The organism is Anabaenopsis arnoldii, from assembly GCF_028331025.1.
Classification (GTDB): domain Bacteria; phylum Cyanobacteriota; class Cyanobacteriia; order Cyanobacteriales; family Nostocaceae; genus Anabaenopsis; species Anabaenopsis arnoldii.
This window is the reverse complement of sequence record NZ_JAQMUH010000173.1, coordinates 1-20,833: the sequence shown is the minus strand read 5'-3', so window position 1 is coordinate 20,833 and position 20,833 is coordinate 1. Positions and strand designations below refer to the sequence as shown.

The following is a 20,833-nucleotide window of genomic DNA, read 5'->3' as shown; positions in this document are numbered from 1 at the left end:
AGCAGCGGCTTTAATGGCTAAAATGAAGATACCCCCCTCGGAACGTCCCCAGGTAAAGGCGGAATGTTTACGATTGTTAATTACTTTGAAGCTAGACCCAGCGCGGATGCAGTTAATTTCAGGGTTTGTAGATGTCTATCTCAATTTGAATGGGACTGAAGAGGAATTATTTCAGGTGACGGCGAATAATATGGGATTATTACAGGAGGAAAAATATATGGAAATTGTCACCAGTTGGGAACGCAAAGCTCGCCAAGAAGCACAGGAAACCATCGCTATTAATTTACTCCGCAGGGGTATGGGTGCAGAAGAAACTAGAGAAATTACAGGTTTAAGTTTAGAGCGGGTGCGGGAGTTACAGAGGCGGTTACAACAGGATAATTGAGAGGATGTTTTAAAATTTATCATCACTGTATCAAATATTGTTTGACCCCACCCTAACCCTCCCCTTACAAAAGGAGGGGACTGGATTTTGTTGTTTCCCTAATATGGGATGATTACAGGAGGAAAAATATATGGAAATTGTCACCAGTTGGGAACGGAAAGCTCGCCAAGAAGGTATTCAAGAAGCACAGGAAACCATCGCCATTAATTTACTCCGCAGGGGTATGGGTGCAGAAGAAACTAGAGAAATTACAGGTTTAAGTTTAGAGCGGGTGCGGGAGTTACAAGGGCGGTTACAACAGGATAATTGATACAGCGCATTACTAAAAGGTGAAGGTATCTACTGAAAAAATGAGATACAATTATTATTGCTGTCTCGGATGCTGGGTGATTTGAAGCGGGTGAATTTTGCTGTGTTGGGGGTGTTTTGGGGATGCTGATTTACCAATCACAATTATCAACTAATTGGGACACTTTTCTCCTTTCGGAAGTTGTGGAATTTCTTGATAATCAACGTAAAGCCATTACGGAAAGAGACAGAGTGAAAGGTCCTTATCCTTATTATGGAGCTAACGGACAACAAGACTCGGTAGCAGAATTTATCTTTGATGAACCACTGGTTTTACTAGCTGAAGATGGTGGACACTTTGGAGATCCAAACAAAACTATTGCTTATCAAATAACTGGTAAGTGTTGGGTAAACAATCATGCTCATGTCCTTAGACCAAAAGATTGCATTGATATTCGATATCTTTACAGACATTTGGAACGTTACGATGTTACCCAATTTGTAACAGGTACTACTCGCGGAAAACTAACAAAAAGCGCAGCAAGCCGTATTCCCATAGTTGTCCCACCCCTAGAAGAACAGCGACGCATCGCTGCAATATTAGATAAAGCTGACGATATTCGCCGGAAACGAAAACAGGCGATCGCACTGACAGAGGAATTATTGCGATCGACTTTCTTAGATATGTTCGGCGACCCTGTTACTAATCCTAAAGGGTGGGAAATTCATCCTTTAAGTAAGGTATGCAATCGAGTAACTGTAGGCTTTGTGGGAACAATGTCCTCAGAATACATAGAAGAAGGTGTACCTTGGCTAAGGTCTTTAAACATTAAACGTAACCGGATAGTACTTAATGATCTGAAATATGTCAGTAATGACTTTCATAGAAAATTAAATAAATCATCTTTGCTTCCTGGAGATGTCGTAGCTGTACGAACAGGAAACGCAGGTGTAGCCGCAGTAATACCGAAATGGATTACACAGGCAAATTGCTCTGATTTAATAGTTATGACTTGTAGTAAATTACTTGTACCAGCATATCTTGCAGAAATACTTAATTTTTTGCTGGGTGATCAAAATGGTGGTACAGGTTTAACTGGTGCAATCCAAAAACATTTTAACATAAGCAAAGCTAAACAGTTAAAAATTCCATTACCTCCCTTAGAACTTCAAACGGATTGGAATAATATAGTAAACAAATTTGAACATTTACAAAATATTCAAACAAATCATCAAGAAGAAAGTAACAACCTATTCAACTCTCTACTACAAAAAGCTTTTAGAGGAGAACTATAAACCAATACCTTAAATAAGTTTAACATGCGATTTTAACCATTGTGTAAATGCTTCACGGTCAAACTTACCAGATGCAAGAGAAAGTATAATTTCCTCCTGTTCATCGATAGAAGCATTAATTTCTAGACCATTCATGACCAGAAAAACTTCCATTGCACCATGACCAATCCGCTTATTACCATCAATAAATGGATGATTCATGATCAAAGAAAAACCCATAGCTGCAGCCTTATCGACAAGTGTGGGATAAAGTTCCTCACCGCCAAAAGTCATACGTGGTTGAGCAAGTGCAGATTCTACAGCACCTAAGTCTCGGATACCCAAAGCTCCCCCTGACTGCTCAATAATTTGACGATGAAGTTCAATAACTTCAATCAGTAGCAAGTAGCGAATCATCCCAATCGCTGGTAAAGTTGAGCATTTTTCTGCGTAACATAATTAGCAGCTTGGGTAAACTCACCTTGACGACGATTTAACAAATCTTCTAAACTCGCAGATAACAACTGCTCAGTAGAAATATTCAACTGTTGGGCTAATTCCTGCAACTTTTGCAGTTGCTCCTCTGAAATATTAATGGTTATCGTTGCCATATTTTTGCAGTCAAACTCAATTACTTTCCTGTTGCTGGAGCCAAATCATTCCATCAGGTATCAAATAAGCTTTTACTCCACCCTAACCCTCCCCTTGCAAGGAGAGGGAAAATGTAAAAACCGCGGGTTCTGTGTATTGTTAAGATGGGAAAAAAGCCAAATTTTCACACATGACCACTCTGCAAGATACTTTACCCCTAATTACCATTGCCCAAAAAACCCGCCAAGCAGCGAGTAAATTGGCAATTCTGGATACAGAAGCCAAAAATCAAGCCTTAGAAGCCATAGCCCAGGCTCTAGAATTAGCTAAGGATGACATTATACAAGCAAATATAGCCGATTGTCAAGCAGCTACAGCCGCAGGTATCGCCAAACCACTATATAAACGCTTACAGTTAGATGAACATAAACTAAGAGATGCGATCGCCGGGGTGCGAGATGTGGCTAAACTACCAGATCCGGTGGGAACTGTGCAAATTCACCGAGAACTAGATAGTGGTTTAGTTCTCAAGCGGGTCACTTGTCCCCTGGGGGTATTAGGGATTATTTTTGAAGCGCGTCCAGAAGCAGCAATTCAAATTGTCTCCTTAGCAATCAAATCAGGTAACGGTGTGATTCTCAAAGGTGGAAAAGAGGCGATCGCTTCTTGTGAAGCTATAGTTAAAGCCATTAAACAGGGATTATCTCACACTGCGGTTAACTCCGATGCGGTGCAGTTATTAACAACTAGAGAAGAAACCCGAGAACTTTTAAACTTAGATAAATATGTAGATTTAATTATTCCCAGGGGTTCCAATTCCTTTGTGCAATTCGTCCAGAATAACACACGCATCCCCGTATTAGGACACGCCGACGGAATTTGTCATTTATATATAGACAAGGCTGCGGATCTGAGTAAAGCTATTACAGTCAGTGTTGATGCTAAAATTCAATATGCTGCCGCTTGTAACGCCATTGAAACTCTATTAATCCATCAATCTGTTGCTGGGGAATTTCTCCCCAAAATTGCCGCAGCTTTGGCAGATGCAGAGGTAGAATTAAGGGGCGATGACCGCACTTTAGAGATTATACCCCATATTGGCAGGGCGATCGCCACAGACTGGGAAACAGAATACAGCGATTTGATTTTAGCAATTAAAATTGTAGACTCCATAGAACAGGCGATCGCCCATATTAACGAGTATGGTTCCCGCCATACTGAGGCCATTATCACAGAAGACCCAGCAGCGGTAGAAACCTTTTTTGGACTAGTAAACGCAGCGGGAGTATTTCACAACTGTTCTACTCGCTTTGCTGATGGTTTTCGCTACGGCTTCGGCGCAGAAGTAGGTATAAGTACGCAACAAATGCCCCCCCGTGGACCCGTTGGTTTAGAAGGGTTAGTTACCTATAAATATCAGATGACCGGTAACGGTCATATAGTAGCCACTTACACCGGAGCCAATGCTAAACCCTTTACCCATAAAAACTTAGAGTAAAAACCCACAGATAACTCATCTATGTTGATCTGTGCGCTGGGGTAGACAATTTATTAAATATAGCCTTTCTCCCTATTCCCCCTATTCCCTCTATTCCCTATTCCCTCTATTCCCTATTCCCCCTGTTCCCTGTTCCCTGTTCCCTGTTCCCTGTTCCCTGTTCCCTATAACTAATAACTTTCGGTACAATACAAAAGCCTCAACGTTTTTCCTCAATATCATGGGCAATACCTTCGGAAATTTATTTCGTATTACTACATTTGGCGAGTCCCACGGCGGTGGTGTGGGAGTGATAATTGACGGTTGTCCCCCTCAATTAGAAATTTCTCCCGCAGAAATTCAACTAGAATTAGACAGGAGAAAACCCGGACAAAGTAAAATTACCACACCCCGCAAAGAAGCCGATACCTGCGAAATTTTATCTGGAGTATTTGAGGGTAAAACCTTGGGAACACCCATCGCCATGATGGTGCGCAACAAAGACACCCGACCCCAAGACTACGACGAGATGGCGCAAAAGTATCGCCCCTCCCATGCTGATGCAACTTATGATGCTAAGTATGGTATTCGCAATTGGCAAGGAGGGGGGAGATCCTCCGCCCGTGAGACAATAGGGAGAGTGGCCGCAGGTGCGATCGCCAAAAAAATCCTCCGTCAAGTTGCTAATATTGAAATCATCGGCTACGTCAAGCGGATCAAAGACTTAGAAGCGGTGATTGACCCCAACACCGTCACCTTAGAACAAGTAGAAAGTAACATAGTCCGCTGTCCCGATAGCGAGTCAGCAGAACGGATGATTTCATTAATTGAGCAAATTGGTAGAGATGGTAATTCAATTGGCGGTGTAGTAGAATGTGTAGCTCGCAACGTTCCCAAAGGCTTAGGGGAACCAGTCTTTGATAAATTAGAAGCGGATATCGCTAAAGGTGTGATGTCTCTCCCCGCTAGCAAAGGCTTTGAAATTGGCTCAGGTTTTGGGGGGACTTTGTTAACCGGGATTGAACACAACGACGAATTTTATATAGATGACAGTGGAGAAATTCGCACCGTCACCAACCGTTCAGGGGGTATTCAAGGGGGAATTTCCAACGGTGAAAATATTATCTTGCGAGTTGCATTTAAACCCACGGCCACCATTAGAAAGGAGCAAAAAACAGTTACCCAAGCAGGGGAAGAAACTGTTTTAGCTGCAAAGGGAAGACATGACCCCTGTGTATTACCCCGAGCAGTACCCATGGTAGAGGCGATGGTGGCTTTAGTCCTGTGTGACCATTTGTTACGCCATCATGGACAATGTAAATTGTTGTCATAAATAGCAGTTTTAGATAACCGACTTCTTCAAGAAGTCGGGTATATTAAATAATTCCTATACTTCATAGTAAATTGTTAAAAAGTCTTCTCCTCGTCTATCAATACCACCAGATAAATGTCCTAGTTTCTTAGAGGAGGTTTGTTGATACAAGTAATTAAAACTGTGAGCATTAATTCCATAATGCTGGCGCATCTTACCCAAATAATTATAAATATCTTGTAAGGGGATGTTAGCTTTATAAAAATTTAAATCAAAGGATTTACGGGGATTATTTTCTTCACTTACCTCTAGATAAATAAAGGGATTATCATTAACCCTGTCAGCAGCAAAATTGATTAGCTCCTGGACTATTTTACCCGGATGAGAGTGATTATAACCCTGATAAATAGATGATATCCTGTTTAAAATCTCTGCTACGGAAAGGAAAGGATAGCAGGTATATGTAGATATAACTCCCTTGGTATTGTCTAGGGCGTTCCATTTAAACCCTAAACCCAGAAGATGGGTTTCGGTTTTATGAGATTTACTTTTGAGATCCTTAACCATTTGATCCCAAAATTCTAAATATACTTTATAAATACAACTGACTTCATTACCTTCAAAACCAAAGTATACTACACTTGCCTGAGATAAATTCTGCTGAAATATTTCTAAATATTTATCTGGTATATCCATTTGTTTGCAGAAATATAAAAACTTATCCCTCAAGTTGTCTGCTGCTTGTATTGCCAATATAAAGCGATTTTTATGTAGTCCATTTTTAGTAATTTTCCAAGATGCTTCTAAACGGAATTGCAAATTGAGATATTCTAAGGTATCAAAGATTAAATAGGCTTTTTGATCTATTATTTGTTGTGACATATAAGTATATTTTTATCGCCTGATGGTTATATAATGACAAAAAATTAACTATTAAGTATGGATTCTATCACACTGTTAGGACTATGTGCGGCTGTTTTAACAACTAGCGCTTTTTTACCCCAAATGGTGAAAACCTGGAAAAGTAAGTCAGCTAAAGATGTCTCTTACCTGATGTTGGTTACGTTTATGAGTGGTCTTTTTTTATGGTTGGTTTATGGAATATATCTGAAATCTTTACCGATTATCCTGGCTAATAGTATCAGTTTCTGTTTCAACTTCATCATTCTATCCCTTAAAATTAAGTATAGATAAACCTTTAAAATTAAGCTCCTACTCCCCAATTACGTATTAATATGACTGTATTTGCCTCAGAACGCCTGTTATTCACCCCCAAAAACCCTAACAGCGATGCAATCCCGCTGATTTTTGCTTTTCCCAATGAGTATACAGTGGGTATTACTAGTCTGGGTTATCAGGTGGTTTGGGCAACTTTGGCTACCCGTGAGGATGTACAAGTCAGTCGCTTATTTACTGATATCCAGGAAGCACTCCCTAGAAACCCGGAAATTTTGGGTTTTTCTATTTCCTGGGAACTGGATTATGTGAATATTTTAAATTTACTGGAATCTTTAGATGTTCCCATTCGCGCTCACTCCCGTAATGATTCCCATCCCCTGGTTTTTGGTGGCGGTCCGGTACTGACTGCTAACCCGGAACCCTTTGCGGACTTCTTTGATGTGATTTTACTCGGTGATGGGGAACATCTGCTGACTAATTTCATTGAGACTTATAAACAGGTGAGAAACGCTTCTAGAGCAACTCAACTCCAAGCACTGGCCCAAGTCCCAGGAATTTATGTTCCTAGTTTGTATGAGGTGGAATATCACGGTAAAGATGGGGTGGTGAAGTCGATTACACCGATTTTACCGGAAGTTCCCCCGGTGGTGCAAAAGCAAACTTACCGCGGTAATGTTCTATCTCGGTCTACTGTGGTCACACAAAAGGCGGCATGGGAAAATATTTACATGGTGGAGGTGGTGCGCAGCTGTCCGGAAATGTGTCGCTTTTGTCTTGCGAGTTATTTGACTTTACCTTTTAGAACAGCTAGCTTAGAAGCTTCTTTAATTCCCGCTATTGAACAGGGGTTAGCAGTGACTAACCGCTTGGGGTTGTTGGGGGCTTCGGTAACTCAACATCCGGAGTTTGAGGAGCTGCTAAACTATATTAGTCAGCCGAAATATGATCATGTGCGGTTGAGTATCGCCTCGGTGCGCACTAATACGGTGACGGTACAGCTGGCGGAAACTTTAGCTAAAAGGGACACGCGATCGCTGACTATTGCTGTAGAAACGGGTTCAGATCGGCTGCGCCAAATCATCAACAAAAAGCTGCATAATGATCAAATCATCCAAGCTGCCATCAATGCCAAGGCTGGAGGATTAAAAGCTTTGAAACTTTATGGTATGGTGGGTATCCCCGGCGAAGAACCGGAAGATTTAGAGGCCACTGTGTCTATGATAGCTAATGTTAAAAAAGCTGCCCCTGGTCTGCGGTTAACATTGGGATGCAGTACCTTTGTACCCAAGGCACATACACCTTTTCAATGGTTTGGGGTCAATCAGCAAGCAGAGAAGCGGTTACAGATGCTACAGAAAAAACTCAAACCCCAGGGGATAGACTTTCGCCCAGAAAGTTATAATTGGTCAATTATACAAGCTTTGTTGTCCAGAGGCGATCGCCGGTTGTCCCAACTTCTAGAATTAACCCGTGAGTTTGGGGATTCTTTGGGTAGCTACAAACGTGCATTTAAGCAACTCAAAGGGCAAATACCCGACTTAGAATTTTACGTTTACAGCAACTGGTCAACAGAGCAAATTTTACCCTGGAATCACTTGCAAGGACCACTCCCACATTCTACACTACTAAAGCACTTAGCAGAAGCTACAAGTCAATTCAAATAAATGCAAAACACTGCTGAATACTACTGCGCTTATTGCGGCGAACCAAACTTAACTTTTATCGATTTGAGTGCTGGGTCACAACAGTCTTATGTAGAAGACTGTCAGGTGTGCTGTCACCCGAATATTTTGTATGTGCGGGTTGATGAGGATACCCTAGATATTGACATTGATACTGACTGCGAAGGTTAGATTTTAGGTTGTTTTGGCCATGCTGCACTTTCAACATTCCTCCATCATTAATGCACCCCCCGAAGTAGTGTGGAAATTCCACGAAAGACCAGATATATTGCAATTACTCACCCCACCTTGGCAACCTGTAAAAGTAGTCCGTCGGGAAGGGGGGTTAGAAGTAGGTGCTATTACTGAATTTCGCCTGTTTTTGGGACCATTACCTTTAACTTGGTTAGCTCGTCACACTGAATGTGAGAAAAACCGCCTGTTTATTGATGAACAGATATCTGGCCCTTTTGAGTCTTGGGTACATCGCCATGAGTTTGTGGCGGAAAATGGTAAAACTAAGCTTACTGATGCTATTTCTTTCTGTCTGCCTGGTGGTAGTACAGTAGAGATGATGAGTGGTTGGCTAGTACAAGCTCAACTTGAAGCCATGTTTAGATATCGTCATTATATCACTAACCGGGAGTGTGAGTCAAGATAATAGGTGAGGATTAACCGCCGTGATTTCAGGGTAACGCAGGAAATCACTAATATGTGTGTCCTGACCTTTTACACATAATTTATTGTCAAATTATGTGTAATACTATTTAAGGTATCTTAATATTTAAACATATTTACTAAATGTCATAAATATTAATACTGTTGACTTGCCAAATACGAGCAGTTACTGCTTGTTGTCATGACTACATGAATTATACGCGGAGTAAAAGCGTGTTCCAGTTAGAACCACTACCATTACCTGATAAAAAAATCAGTACCACGGCAGCAGTGAGCAGTAAATTCCTGTTTAGGGGTATTTTGGTTGCGATCGCGATTATGACTATATGGGCTATCAGTTTGGGTGTGTTACTTTATATTGATATATCCCAGTGGAAAATCTGGCTCTTATTGCCAATGATACTTTGGCAAACATTTTTATATACGGGATTATTTATTACAGCCCATGATGCCATGCATGGGGTAATTTTTCCCAAAAATCTGAAAATAAACCATTTTATTGGTTCATTGTGCCTATTTCTGTATGGGCTGTTATCCTATCCCAAGCTGTTAAAAAAGCACTGGTTACACCACCATAATCCAGCCACAGCTAAGGATCCAGATTTTCATAATGGTAAATATAAGAACTTCTTAGCTTGGTATTTATACTTTATGAAAGGTTACTGGAGTTGGGGACAAATCATCACATTAATGATTATTTATAACTTAGGAAAATATATCGGACATCTGCCAGAGGATAACCTCAATTATTTTTGGGTAATTCCCTCAATCTTAAGTTCCCTACAATTATTCTATTTTGGCACCTTTCTACCCCATAGTGAACCCCTAGGAGGTTATCAAAACCCCCATCGTTCCCAAACTATTAGCCGTCCTATTTGGTGGTCATTTATCACTTGCTACCATTTTGGTTACCATTACGAACATCACGAATACCCCCATCTTCCTTGGTGGCAACTACCTCAAATTTATCAGGTATTTAATTCCGGTAACGGGGGACGCACAGATAAATAAATTAAGGGTCCGAATAAGGGAATTAAAGCTATTAACCAGAAAAATCCCCGATTTTTCACACCCCGACGCGCCATATCATCCCCCAGTAATGTGGGAAATAACAGACAAAGTAAGCAGAAATCTAAACTCATCACATGAATGAAACGGCTACTTTGCCACTGGTGTATAAAATTTTCCCCTTCTCCTTGGAAACCATAGGCGAAGAGAATCACCACGACGATAGTTAAAATCACACCAGTCACAGGGGAATCTAGGAACTTGAGCAAGAGAGTCTTTTTCCCAGAGAACTCCGGATTGGGTGAGCGTAAAGCTAAATAGGGTAACACAGCAAAAGCCCCAACAGCAAAAGATGCGGCTGCAAAAGGCCAAGCTGGGATTTTTTGACCCGTACCATCACTTAAAAGTACTGCACTATAAATTACAGGCCAGATGCCCATGAGGTTAAATAATGCTATGACTAGGGGGTTAATATCTTGCCATTGTCCCAGGGAAAGTTTTTGAATTAACTCCCAAGTATCAGGGTGATCAGGGGGAGCAAAAATAAAAGCATAGCTGAGAAATCCCAGCCATAGTAAACCAAAACCAATTTTTCTGAGCATCATCAACCACAAAATTAACTAAAAGCCTCTGAAAGGTAATCAGCAGCAGCAGCGACAACTGCGATCGCACTTTCATAGTCCAGGCGTGTAGGTCCTAATACTCCCACACTCCCTACAGGTAGCATACCCCGGCGATAGGTAGAAGAAATTAAAGTACAGGTGCGGATCGGCTCCAGGGGGTTTTCTGTACCGATGCGGACTGTTACCTTAGACTTACCCATCTCTTGGGTTTCCGGTTCAGCAAAGATTAACGGCCACAATTGCTCTTGTTCTTCTTCAAGCAAGTGGATAATGGTTTGTACTTGCTGTAATTGAGAAAATTCCGGCTGACGCAAAACTTCCGCCACACCCCTAACCAGAATTTGGGTTGTAGTTGGTGTCATATGGCTACGAGTGAACTCTGTGACCGAATCTTTCAAGAATTGGCCATAGCGTTGGAACTCTTGATCTAATTCACTCCAGTCGAGGGTAGTTAATTCTAACAGACTGCGCCCCCGCAAGTGGGTATTCAAAAAATTAGAGACTATCTGTAATTCATGGTCTATTTTCTCTGGGTCAACTTTGGCTTCTTCCCCTGGGGGGCATAAATTGATCAGTTTGGAATGGGTTTCATAAGCATCTGTTACCATAATCAGCATGATCTTGTTGGCTTCAATTTGCATTAATTGCAGATGTCGCACAATTGCCATAGTGGTTTGGGGCATGGTAATTAAACTAATACAGCCGCTGACTGTGGCTAAAATTTGCGCAGCACCTTGTAATACCGCTTCCAAACTCCAATCTTCCCAATGGAGGCGATTTTGTAGGGCCAGTTCTACCTCTTTTGCTAAAATATCCGCTCGCGTAGCATCTCGAAAAGAAGGTGTAATTAACTGGTCAACATAAATACGATAGCCGGAATCTGAGGGTATGCGTCCAGCGGATGTGTGTGGTTGGTAAAGTAATCCTGATTTTTCCAACACACCCATGACATTGCGAATTGTGGCTGAACTCACACCGAGGTCATACTCATCAAGCAAGGCTTTTGAACCTACCGGTTCTGCAGTGGCGATGTAATGACGTACTGTTGCCCAAAGTATATGCTGTTGTCGATTCGTTAACTGGACTTGCATAGGGTATGTTTGGCTGAAGGCAGATTTAAAAGTGGAAAAAAAAGGGTTTTAAAAGCAAAAAATCTGAATAATAGTTAATTAATGTAGCAGAATATCTAATTAGTTCAGTTGATTTTGCACTTGATTATTTAAGTATTATTGCATCTCGGTTTGGGATAATATGTAGTATAAATTACTTTTACCCAAAAGCCATATGTATGCTTAATTAGTGACATCTCAGACGGTATGATCTTGAGAGTAGCATTGCGGCGATGTGATCATCAGTTACACCTGGGCAATGCTATCTGGAAATATTTTAATATTGGGGAATAGAAGAATCAACTAAGATAGAGTAGGCATCTATACCACCACTAATATTCTTAACATTTGTAAAACCTTGAGCAACTAGCCACTGGCACATTTGTCCGGAGCGAATACCGTGGTGACATAACACAAGGGTTTCAGCGTGGGGATTAAACATGGTGGCGACTTGGTCACTCCAGTCCCCAAATTCGCTTAAGGGGAGATTCACAAACCCGTCAATCCTAGCAGTTGCTATTTCTTGGGGTTCGCGCACATCTATTAACTGAATACTTGGATCACCAGAAGACAGACGCAGCGCCAGTTCCTCTACACTAATTGGAGTAATGAGTTGACCAGAAGGATTCCCTGTCATGAGATTTTTGTAAACAACCTATACCCTTTATGGTGACAGAAAATTTTTTTCCTGACATCAGCATCTATTCCCTAGGGAGTAGTAAAACCAAGTTAAACAAATAAAAGCCCTGTCAATATGTCTAATGTCAATAGCCAACGCTCATTTTTTGGTTTTTTGGTAGCTGGGGCGATCGCACTAGTAATTATAGCCATAGGGTTATTTTACTGGTTTTTCGCCAAGACACCGGTTAACCTTGTTACTTCTACCTCTGAACCCCAGGCCGCTATATTCGTCTCCAAAGTAGCGCCGGTGATGGTGTCCTTACTAAATAATCCTGAGCGCCTGTGGGAGCGTCAAGGACAATTATCCCAACTCAAAACCAGTTTATTAGCTAAGACTGACATAGATTACAAACAAGATATTAAACCGTGGCTAGGTAATGAAATTACCCTGGCGGTGACTACCATAGATATTGACCGCGACCCAGAAAACGGACAGCAACCAGGGTATCTGATGGCACTAGCAACCAAGAAACCAGAAACCAGCCGGGAGTTTTTAGAGTTATTATTTTCTCGGCGGGTATTGGCTGGGGCTAACTTGGAGGTAGAGAAATATGCAGGGGTAAAGCTGCTATCTGATTCTAGTTCCCAGGTAAATGCTTTGTCTGCTGCGGTGGTGGATGACTTTGTATTATTTGCTAATGATGCGAAGGTGCTACGAGACGCAATCAATAACGTCCAAGCTCCTGATTTGAATTTGTCTAGTTCCTCCCGCTACCAAAGAGCGCTACAACAGCTACCTAAAGCCACCCTAGCTACGGCTTTTCTCAATCTTCCCGCTGTGGCTGCATGGCAAGGTTTAGAATTACCAGCAGCAACCTTTGATAGCCAACTTATTTCTTTGTCTTTACATCCCCAAGGACTTTTCGCAGAAAGTAACTTTCTCACTGACTCGGAAATTATGCCGGTTTCTGCTCCCCTGAGTCAAAATGTAGGGGCGTTAGCATATATACCAGATGGGGTTGGGTTGGTGATTTCTGGTACTAATTTAAATAATTTGCCCAATAGTGATTTAGGTCAACTCTGGAAACAAGCAACAACGGCTGTTTTTGCTTCCGGGACTGATGCTATTTCCAGCTGGGGAAAACCATTAGAAAATCTGGGAGTGAAGACCGAGGATATTTTTAGTTGGGTAAAGGGAGAATATGCTTTAGCTGTTTTACCTCATCCTGGAGTCGGGGGGGTTAATTGGGTGTTTGTGGTGGAAAAATTAGAGGATGTCCCAGGGGGTATTGCTCGTTTAGATACCATCGCCTCCGAGCAAGGGTTGAGTGTAAGTTCTTTTAACTGGAATCAAAAAACTGTCTTTGCTTGGGCTGAGTTAACTCCTACACAAACCGATACCCCAGAAGGTCTATCATTTAATATTGAGGCTCAAGTACGGGGAGTACATACCAATGAAGGTAATTATGAAATCTTTGCTTCTAATTTAGAAACTTTAGCCCCATTAATCACAACTAAGAACGCTGCTATGATTGGCGATCGCCATTTCCAAGATAGTATTGTCGGTATTCCCCAACCCAATCAAGGGTATGTATATCTGGATTGGACTAAAAGCCGCACCCTCCTAGAGCGTCAAGTACCCAGTTTGCAGTTAGTGGAAATAGTAGGTAAGTCTTTTTGGCAAAAGCTGCGATCGCTGACTCTCAGTAGTTACAGTCAGGAGAAAGGATTGGTCAAAACCGGGGTATTATTCCGATTTTTGGATTAATTGATTTTCAAATATGCTATAATACCCTATATGATGGCTGTTTAACAGTTGCTGTCGGAGGTCTACCCTCCACCTCCCCAGGGAGAGCAGCAACCTAAACACAGAGTCGTTAGTAACGCCTCAGAGTGGGAAAAACTTCCATACATAATAGCGGCTAGATTAGTCGTTTGGCTTGTGGACTGGTTACCCCCCACATTTCCAGGATGAAGCCAGAAGAAAACCCAAGCAATTGTTAACATTTTTGCATCGGTACTATCTCGTGCTATCTAGACTACGCGCTGATTTTGGCATTATCTTTGAACGTGACCCAGCCGCCCGTAACTGGCTAGAGGTCTTATTTTGCTACCCCGGTTTGCAAGCCCTAATATTCCATCGGCTGGCGCACTGGCTGCATAGTATTGGTGTTCCCTTTTTACCCCGCTTGATTTCCCATATAGGTAGGTTTTTCACAGGAGTGGAAATACACCCAGGGGCGACAATTGGCCAAAGTGTGTTTATTGACCACGGTATGGGGGTTGTGATTGGGGAAACAGCCATAATCGGGGATTATGCCCTGATTTATCAAGGTGTCACTTTGGGAGGAACTGGTAAACAAACAGGTAAACGCCACCCCACCCTAGGGGAAAATGTGGTAGTGGGCGCAGGAGCCAAAGTATTAGGAAATATCCAAATTGGTAATAATGTCCGCATTGGTGCGGGTTCAGTGGTTCTCAGGGATGTTCCTAGTGATTGCACAGTGGTGGGGGTACCGGGTCGTATTGTTTATCGTTCCGGGGTGCGAGTTGCTCCCCTAGAACATAACAACTTACCAGACTCGGAAGCCCAAGTAATTCGCGCCTTGGTAGATCGGATTTCATCATTAGAAACAGAAATCCAAAACCTCAAAGATGGTCAGTCCCTGACAAAAACTCATGTTTTGGCGGTTTCTGTGATCTCCAATCCCGATGATTTACCCCCCGATGCGCCCTTGTGTAGCCTCAGAGACAAAGAAATACAGCAATTTCTCGATGGTGCCGGAATTTAAGGGTTAAGTTCTTCAACTAACCAGTTTTTCTCTCCATCTAGGCGGTAAATTCGCCGGTTTTGTGGTTCCCCACGCAATTGTAAATGCTCTACCTGCACAGGTTCAAGTAGTAGTAGGTAAAAATTCCCTACCGGTTGGGTGGGATGAGGTGCAGGTGGGTTAAAGGCCTCTGGTTGATCTATCCTGGGTTTACCCGGATGAGGCCAAGCAAATTGTAACCGCGCCCCATCGCTTAGTTGTTGCCAAGTTTTCATCCGCGCTTGTTGGAGGAGAGAATTATTATCCTCACTTCCCACTATCTTTAAGCACCCAGAAAGGCGAAATTGTTCCCTGGTGTTGGGGAAGTACCAACAAATTTCTGCCCAGGGTTGTTGTTGGATGTGGTTGATTTTCTCACTGCGTCCATCGGTAATTAATTTTACCTGGTTACTATCTTCCAAAAAACCACGAAAAACCACGGTACGATTTGCAGGGCGACCGTTTTCTTTCACTGTGGCTAGTTGGAAGTAACGAGAGTATACAAGGCTGCGATTTTGATGCAGTCCACGGGCGATCGCACTGCGCCAAGGAGCAACATTACTCATTGCTTAAAAATTTCTCCACACAACGCACAAATATTTCTACACCCATGGCTAAGGCTGTTTCATCAAAATCAAATCGGGGATGATGATGGGGATAAGCCAGATTTTTCTGGGGGTTAGCAGCACCCAGGAAGAAATAACAGCCAGGAACTTCTTGTAAAAAGAATGACATATCCTCACCCCCCATGGTTTGACAGGTGGGGACAATACCTAAAGGGGTTTCTACTACCGCCGCTGCTACTGACCTGACTAATTCCGCCATATGAGCATCATTAATCACGGGGGGGTAAAGACTCCAGTATTCTAAATCATATTTTGCCCCATGACTTTGGCAAACCCCGGCAATGATTGACTCAACTCGCTGGTGAAAGAATCCGGCTAAATCTGGGTTAAAATACCTGATAGTACCACTCATGCGGGCGGTATCAGCAATTACATTTAGTTTTGTCCCGGCGTGAAGTTCTCCCACTGTGACGACGGCGGAATCTATGGGGTTGACGTTCCGGGCGACAATGGTTTGCAGGGCATTGACAACTTGGGCAGCAACTACAATAGAATCAATGGTTTGATGGGGCATAGCACCATGTCCACCTTGACCTAAAATGGTACAATTAAAACATTCTACAGATGCCATTAACGCCCCTGGGCGCACTCCTACTGTACCTAATGGTAAATTATTCCATAGGTGCAGTCCAATGATGGCATCTACATCGGGGTTTTTGAGTACCCCCTGTTTAATCATCGGTTTGGCTCCCCCCGGTCCTTCCTCCGCAGGTTGAAAGATGATTTTGACAGTGCCACTCAAGTTGTGACGGTGCTTGTGTAAGTGGTAAGCTGTACCCAGGGCGATCGCCGTATGTCCATCATGTCCGCAAGCGTGCATCACGCCGTCATGTTGGGATTTATAGCTGACATCATTTAGTTCTTGAATGGGTAAAGCGTCCATATCAGCACGAATGGCTAATACTTTCTGTGCGCCGGGTTGATTACCCTTAATTATGGCTACAATACCAGTTTCCGCTATACCTGTCTCATGGTCAATCCCCCATGCTTGCAACTTGCGAGAAACTAATTCTGCTGTGAGTCGTTCTTGAAAGCCCAACTCTGGTTTTTGATGTAGTTGTCTGCGCCATTCTACTAGTTGGGGTTGTAAGGCGCGAATTTCTAGACGAACAGCAGATAAATCAACAGCAGAATCGGGAAAACTAGAAACCATAATTAATCAAGTCCAGGTCGTTTGAGTAAGGTTAAATGAAGATATTTTCCCAGTGTACTCTTGGTTAAAAAGTTCAACTTGCATAAAACTGGAAACTCTCAGGGGAACAGGGAACACCGGAACAGGGAATGGGGAATGGGGAATGGGGAACACACCCAATACACCCAACACACCCCACCCTAACCCTCCGGTTAGAGTGGGTTCAAATAATATTCGATACACTAATCATGACTTGACAAACATCCTCTTAGGGCAAAATTCCTAATTACCTCAATCTTTCCCACTGGAGATTTGAGGCTACATGGGCAAGTTGATCTAAATCTGCTAGATTATCTAAGTAAGGTAAACAACCTAAAACCGGTGTATTGGTTAAAGATTGAATTAAATCTGACGGGGTTAAATCAGCAATTTCCTCCTCATTCCGGGGTTGCACACAGTTAAGAATAATACCTTTGAGATGTACCTTGGATTGCCGAGCCAATGCTACATTAGCCACCGCTTGGGCGATCGCACCTAGTCGGACTGGTACTACTAAGACTGTAGGTAAACGCCAATCACCGGCTAAATCAGCCACGGTCAACTCATCGGTAATCGGTGAACCTAAACCCCCTAAAGCCTCTACGAAAACAAAATCACGCTGCGATCGCAATTGAGTGAAAGCTTGCCATACTAAGGCTAAATCCACAGAGCGATTTTCCTTGGCGGCGGCGATGGGGGGGGCTAGAGGAGCGTTAAAATATAAAGGGGTAATTTCCTCCGATGACTGTTGTAAAGAAAATAACCTTTGATATAATTCGCGATCGCCCGTACCTGACTGGATGGGTTTCATGATTCCCCAAGTACGCTGGGGGTAATACTTTTGGTAATAAGCCGCCAAAGCCGTAGTTAAAACAGTTTTGCCAGCGTCGGTATCAGTACCAGTAATAAATAATGTGTTTAACAATGTGTTTAACAATCTCTTCGGCGATTACTTTCTAAATATGCACATATTAAGCCAATTGTAATATATTCTCTACCCTAGTCACACCTAAACATTTTTGGGGTGATTTACGATCCAAAATTTCCTCACCCAGTTTATAATTTTCCAGCTAGTATCATAAGAGTATGCCATAAATATTTTACCTTCCCGCAAGAAATTATGAGCCAGTGTTGCTGCATCTGTTCTGACAATGGTTTATCCATCAACAAGACTGCCATATCTGCCACAAGTAAATATATTGAGAAATGTTTAAAGTTTGTATGAAAGCTTAAGAAAAACTCACAGAAGTTTTTTTACCGCATGAGAGTTAAATCTACTAAATATCTAATGATAATATTGCCATGAATGCACATCGAGGATCTGCTGTGCTCAGTTCTGCCAGTTTAAAGGTACAACCAGATATCACAGGGGTGACAGAAAATCATCGCCTGCGACTATTTTCTGGCTCTGCTAATGTACCACTGTCTCAAGAAGTCGCTCGTTACCTGGGGATGGACTTGGGGCCAATGATTCGTAAAAGGTTCGCGGATGGGGAACTATATGTTCAAATTCAAGAATCTATCCGGGGTTGTGATGTTTATTTAATCCAACCAACTTGTAAACCCGTTAACGACAACTTAATGGAATTGCTGATTATGGTTGATGCTTGTCGTCGCGCTTCCGCACGACAGATAACCGCAGTAATTCCCTATTATGGCTATGCTCGCGCTGACCGCAAAACCGCAGGTAGAGAGTCAATTACAGCCAAATTGGTGGCTAACCTGATTACTAAAGCCGGCGCTAGTCGGGTTTTAGCTATGGATTTGCACTCAGCGCAAATTCAAGGCTATTTTGACATACCTTTTGATCATGTTTACGGTTCCCCAGTCATTTTTGATTATTTGGCGAGTAAACAACTGTCAGATATTGTGGTTGTCTCTCCCGATGTCGGCGGTGTAGCAAGAGCCAGAGCATTTGCTAAAAAGCTCGATGATGCACCCCTGGCTATTATCGATAAACGTCGTCAAGCCCATAATGTCGCTGAAGTGATGAATGTCATTGGTGATGTGAAGGGTAAAACAGCCATTCTGGTAGATGACATGATTGATACTGGCGGTACAATTACCGAAGGCGCGCGACTACTGCGTCAACAGGGGGCGCGTCAAGTCTATGCTTGTGCAACTCATGCGGTGTTTTCCCCACCAGCTAAGGAACGTTTATCTAGTGGTCTGTTTGAAGAAGTGATAGTTACTAATACTATTCCTATACCAGAATGCGATCGCTTTCCTCAACTAGTAACCCTGTCAGTAGCTAACCTGTTAGGGGAAACCATTTGGCGAATTCATGAAGATACTTCAGTAAGTAGTATGTTTCGCTAGCATAAAGTTAGAATTTGGTATCAAAAAAAGGTGAAGTAGGAAGTATGATTTTTTCAGCCTTCAGACTTCATTTTTTATTAGTTTCTTCAGTGGGAAAGATCCCCGACAAGTTGGTTATCTTGTGTCAACAGTCAACAGTCAACAGTCAACCGTCAACCGTCAACCGTCAACCGTCAACCGTCAACCGTCAACAGTCAACAGTCAACAGTCAACAGTCAACCGTCAACCGTCAACCGTTAACCGTATTCATTCAAATAATGTCCCCAGCGAGTGGGGACCTTGTAACTTCTGTGCACAGAGAACAGGTTGATACTCTGTTTCCATTCAAATAATGTCCCCAGCGAGTGGGGACTTGCATATAGTTTATCCTCTTCAAAAGAAAGCCCTTACCTCCTAATTTTGATGGCTATAGCTATAATTTGTAGAATGACTCATGTATGATGATAACTGCAATTTTTATTTGAGGATATTGATGATGATTAATCAGTCTTACAAATTATTATTCATGTCTACTGGTGTTGGTGCTTTGGGTTCAGGGTTGGGTGGTGGAATAGAACTCACTATGCCGAATATTGTTAAGGAAATGTTGCGACGGGGACATACAATAGATATTGTCGCTCCCAAAGGTTCTCTGAGTGATTCATTACCTCTGATAGAAATACCCGGCAACACACAAAACCCAGCCCAAGATCAAAAGCGTGATGAGCCAATTTGCATTCCCCACAATTCAGTTTTGGCTAATATGTGGACTTATGCTTATCAAGTGCAGGGAAATTATGATTTGATTTTGAATTTTAGCTATGACTGGTTGCCATTATATTTAACACAATTTTTTGATCGTCCAGTTGCTCATCTGATTAGTATGAGTTCTTTACTTGATGCTATGGACGAAATGATTACACAGGTAGCAACTAGGTTTCCAGGGTCTATTGGTGTCCACTCTCAAGCCCAAGCGGCAACTTTTGCCTGTGCTGAAAAATGTGTCTGTGTCCTCAATGGCTTGGATTTATCCTTGTATCAGTTTTGTGATCAACCTGGTAATAGTTTGGCTTGGGTAGGACGCATAGCACCAGAAAAAGGTTTAGAAGATGCAGTAGCAGCAGCAAATTCTCTGGGAATGCCTCTGAAAATATTTGGTTTACTCCAAAATGAGGAATACTGGCAACAAGTTTGTCAAGACTATCCAGATGCACAGATAGAATACAAAGGATTTGTAACAACATCAAAATTACAACAGGAATTGGGGCAATGTCAAGCTTTGTTATTTACCCCACGTTGGGTAGAAGCCTTTGGCAATGTAGCAATTGAAGCTTTAGCCTGCGGAGTTCCGGTGATTGCTTATCGTCGGGGTGGGTTAGTAGAAATTGTGGAAGATGGTAAAACTGGGTTTTTGGTAGAACCAGATAGTGTGCAAGGTTTAATAGATGCTATCAAGGATTTACATACGATTGACCGTCGAGTTTGTCGCCAGCAAGCAGAAGTTGTATATTCACTGGCGGCAATGGGCGATCGCGTTGAAAAATGGTTTCAAGATATTCTCAGTAGATGATACTCTCATAGTCAGGACTTACGCAACTGGCACAAATAGGGAGCGGAGGGAGCCGCGCCACGGGACAATTTCAATTAAACCAAGCACATAGGAATACTTGGGCGTTTGAGTTGCTGTATTAAATAATTAGACAGCAAATTATGCTTGATTT

The 20,833-nt window shown here is 42.3% G+C and carries 24 protein-coding genes; 15 read left to right on the top strand and 9 right to left on the bottom strand.

What is annotated here, in order from left to right:
• The 3 genes from PN457_RS15155 to PN457_RS15145 all read left to right on the top strand — a co-directional run.
• The coding region (locus tag PN457_RS15155) for an RpnC/YadD family protein (protein WP_465248711.1) at positions 1-385 on the top strand (385 nt) is incomplete at its 5' end.
• Positions 386-515: 130 nt separating this feature from the next.
• Positions 516-695 (top strand): hypothetical protein, encoded by a 180-nt coding sequence (locus PN457_RS15150; protein ID WP_271734216.1) that lies wholly within the window; start codon positions 516-518, stop codon positions 693-695.
• 122 nt (positions 696-817) lie between these two features.
• Positions 818-1,969 (top strand): restriction endonuclease subunit S, encoded by a 1,152-nt coding sequence (locus PN457_RS15145; RefSeq protein ID WP_271734215.1) that lies wholly within the window; start codon positions 818-820, stop codon positions 1,967-1,969.
• A gap of 9 nt (positions 1,970-1,978) precedes the next feature.
• Here PN457_RS15145 and PN457_RS15140 read toward each other — a convergent pair whose 3' ends face one another.
• Positions 1,979-2,365 (bottom strand): type II toxin-antitoxin system death-on-curing family toxin, encoded by a 387-nt coding sequence (locus tag PN457_RS15140; RefSeq protein ID WP_271734214.1) that lies wholly within the window; start codon positions 2,363-2,365, stop codon positions 1,979-1,981.
• Complete coding sequence (locus tag PN457_RS15135) at positions 2,362-2,559, bottom strand: DNA-binding protein (RefSeq protein WP_271734213.1); 198 nt, start codon at positions 2,557-2,559, stop codon at positions 2,362-2,364. The genes PN457_RS15140 and PN457_RS15135 overlap by 4 nt, the downstream gene beginning before the upstream one ends.
• A 170-nt stretch (positions 2,560-2,729) precedes the next feature.
• Here PN457_RS15135 and PN457_RS15130 point away from each other — a divergent pair, with 170 nt between their 5' ends.
• Positions 2,730-4,037, top strand: a complete 1,308-nt coding sequence (locus PN457_RS15130) for a glutamate-5-semialdehyde dehydrogenase (protein ID WP_271734212.1) — start codon at positions 2,730-2,732, stop codon at positions 4,035-4,037.
• 220 nt (positions 4,038-4,257) lie between these two features.
• Positions 4,258-5,349 (top strand): chorismate synthase, encoded by a 1,092-nt coding sequence (aroC, locus tag PN457_RS15125; RefSeq protein WP_271734211.1) that lies wholly within the window; start codon positions 4,258-4,260, stop codon positions 5,347-5,349.
• A 54-nt stretch (positions 5,350-5,403) separates the two neighbouring features.
• Here the strand turns inward: aroC and PN457_RS15120 are convergent, their stop codons facing one another.
• Positions 5,404-6,210 carry a hypothetical protein gene (locus PN457_RS15120; RefSeq protein ID WP_271734210.1) on the bottom strand — a complete coding sequence of 269 codons (807 nt, stop codon included), beginning with the start codon at positions 6,208-6,210 and terminating at the stop codon, positions 5,404-5,406.
• Between the two features lie 57 nt (positions 6,211-6,267).
• On the opposite strand from PN457_RS15120, the gene PN457_RS15115 reads away from it, so the two are divergent.
• From PN457_RS15115 to crtW, 5 genes are all read left to right on the top strand, one after another.
• Entirely contained in the window at positions 6,268-6,522 is a 255-nt protein-coding gene (locus PN457_RS15115; RefSeq protein ID WP_271734209.1) for a SemiSWEET family sugar transporter, read from the top strand.
• A 41-nt stretch (positions 6,523-6,563) separates the two neighbouring features.
• On the top strand, positions 6,564-8,171 hold the full coding sequence (locus tag PN457_RS15110) for a B12-binding domain-containing radical SAM protein (RefSeq protein WP_417006612.1): 1,608 nt from the start codon (positions 6,564-6,566) through the stop codon (positions 8,169-8,171).
• Positions 8,172-8,360 (top strand): CPXCG motif-containing cysteine-rich protein, encoded by a 189-nt coding sequence (locus PN457_RS15105; RefSeq protein WP_271734208.1) that lies wholly within the window; start codon positions 8,172-8,174, stop codon positions 8,358-8,360. It begins immediately after the preceding gene.
• A gap of 19 nt (positions 8,361-8,379) precedes the next feature.
• Positions 8,380-8,829 (top strand): SRPBCC family protein, encoded by a 450-nt coding sequence (locus PN457_RS15100; protein ID WP_271734207.1) that lies wholly within the window; start codon positions 8,380-8,382, stop codon positions 8,827-8,829.
• 230 nt (positions 8,830-9,059) lie between these two features.
• Positions 9,060-9,857, top strand: a complete 798-nt coding sequence (gene crtW / locus PN457_RS15095) for a beta-carotene ketolase CrtW (protein WP_271734206.1) — start codon at positions 9,060-9,062, stop codon at positions 9,855-9,857.
• Here crtW and PN457_RS15090 read toward each other — a convergent pair.
• The 3 genes from PN457_RS15090 to PN457_RS15080 form a co-directional block, all read right to left on the bottom strand.
• Positions 9,815-10,456 (bottom strand): DUF2834 domain-containing protein, encoded by a 642-nt coding sequence (locus tag PN457_RS15090; RefSeq protein ID WP_271734219.1) that lies wholly within the window; start codon positions 10,454-10,456, stop codon positions 9,815-9,817. The genes crtW and PN457_RS15090 overlap by 43 nt on opposite strands.
• A 14-nt stretch (positions 10,457-10,470) precedes the next feature.
• Positions 10,471-11,568: a heat-inducible transcriptional repressor HrcA gene (hrcA, locus tag PN457_RS15085; RefSeq protein ID WP_271734205.1), complete on the bottom strand. Its 1,098-nt coding sequence runs from the start codon at positions 11,566-11,568 to the stop codon at positions 10,471-10,473.
• Between the two features lie 295 nt (positions 11,569-11,863).
• Positions 11,864-12,223: a rhodanese-like domain-containing protein gene (locus tag PN457_RS15080; protein ID WP_271734204.1), complete on the bottom strand. Its 360-nt coding sequence runs from the start codon at positions 12,221-12,223 to the stop codon at positions 11,864-11,866.
• Positions 12,224-12,340: 117 nt separating this feature from the next.
• Between PN457_RS15080 and PN457_RS15075 the strand changes: the two genes are divergently transcribed.
• Entirely contained in the window at positions 12,341-13,975 is a 1,635-nt protein-coding gene (locus tag PN457_RS15075) for a DUF3352 domain-containing protein (RefSeq protein WP_271734203.1), read from the top strand.
• A 259-nt stretch (positions 13,976-14,234) separates the two neighbouring features.
• A complete protein-coding gene (gene cysE / locus PN457_RS15070) occupies positions 14,235-14,999 on the top strand; it encodes a serine O-acetyltransferase (protein WP_271734202.1) in 765 nt (254 codons plus the stop codon).
• On the opposite strand, the gene PN457_RS15065 is transcribed toward cysE, so the two are convergent.
• From PN457_RS15065 to bioD, 3 genes are all read right to left on the bottom strand, one after another.
• Positions 14,996-15,583 (bottom strand): Npun_F5749 family FMN-dependent PPOX-type flavoprotein, encoded by a 588-nt coding sequence (locus tag PN457_RS15065; RefSeq protein WP_271734201.1) that lies wholly within the window; start codon positions 15,581-15,583, stop codon positions 14,996-14,998. The genes cysE and PN457_RS15065 overlap by 4 nt on opposite strands.
• The gene (locus tag PN457_RS15060) at positions 15,576-16,796 is read right to left on the bottom strand and encodes a M20 metallopeptidase family protein (RefSeq protein WP_271734200.1); all 1,221 of its coding nucleotides are present in this window, start codon (positions 16,794-16,796) and stop codon (positions 15,576-15,578) included. The genes PN457_RS15065 and PN457_RS15060 overlap by 8 nt, the downstream gene beginning before the upstream one ends.
• 265 nt (positions 16,797-17,061) lie before the next feature.
• The gene (gene bioD, locus PN457_RS15055) at positions 17,062-17,739 is read right to left on the bottom strand and encodes a dethiobiotin synthase (RefSeq protein ID WP_271734218.1); all 678 of its coding nucleotides are present in this window, start codon (positions 17,737-17,739) and stop codon (positions 17,062-17,064) included.
• A gap of 377 nt (positions 17,740-18,116) precedes the next feature.
• Here bioD and PN457_RS15050 point away from each other — a divergent pair, with 377 nt between their 5' ends.
• From PN457_RS15050 to PN457_RS15040, 3 genes are all read left to right on the top strand, one after another.
• On the top strand, positions 18,117-19,133 hold the full coding sequence (locus PN457_RS15050) for a ribose-phosphate pyrophosphokinase (protein ID WP_271734199.1): 1,017 nt from the start codon (positions 18,117-18,119) through the stop codon (positions 19,131-19,133).
• 121 nt (positions 19,134-19,254) lie between these two features.
• The gene (locus PN457_RS15045) at positions 19,255-19,443 is read left to right on the top strand and encodes a hypothetical protein (RefSeq protein WP_271734198.1); all 189 of its coding nucleotides are present in this window, start codon (positions 19,255-19,257) and stop codon (positions 19,441-19,443) included.
• A gap of 165 nt (positions 19,444-19,608) precedes the next feature.
• Entirely contained in the window at positions 19,609-20,682 is a 1,074-nt protein-coding gene (locus PN457_RS15040; protein ID WP_271734217.1) for a glycosyltransferase family 4 protein, read from the top strand.
• The last annotated feature ends 151 nt before the right edge of the window (positions 20,683-20,833 follow it).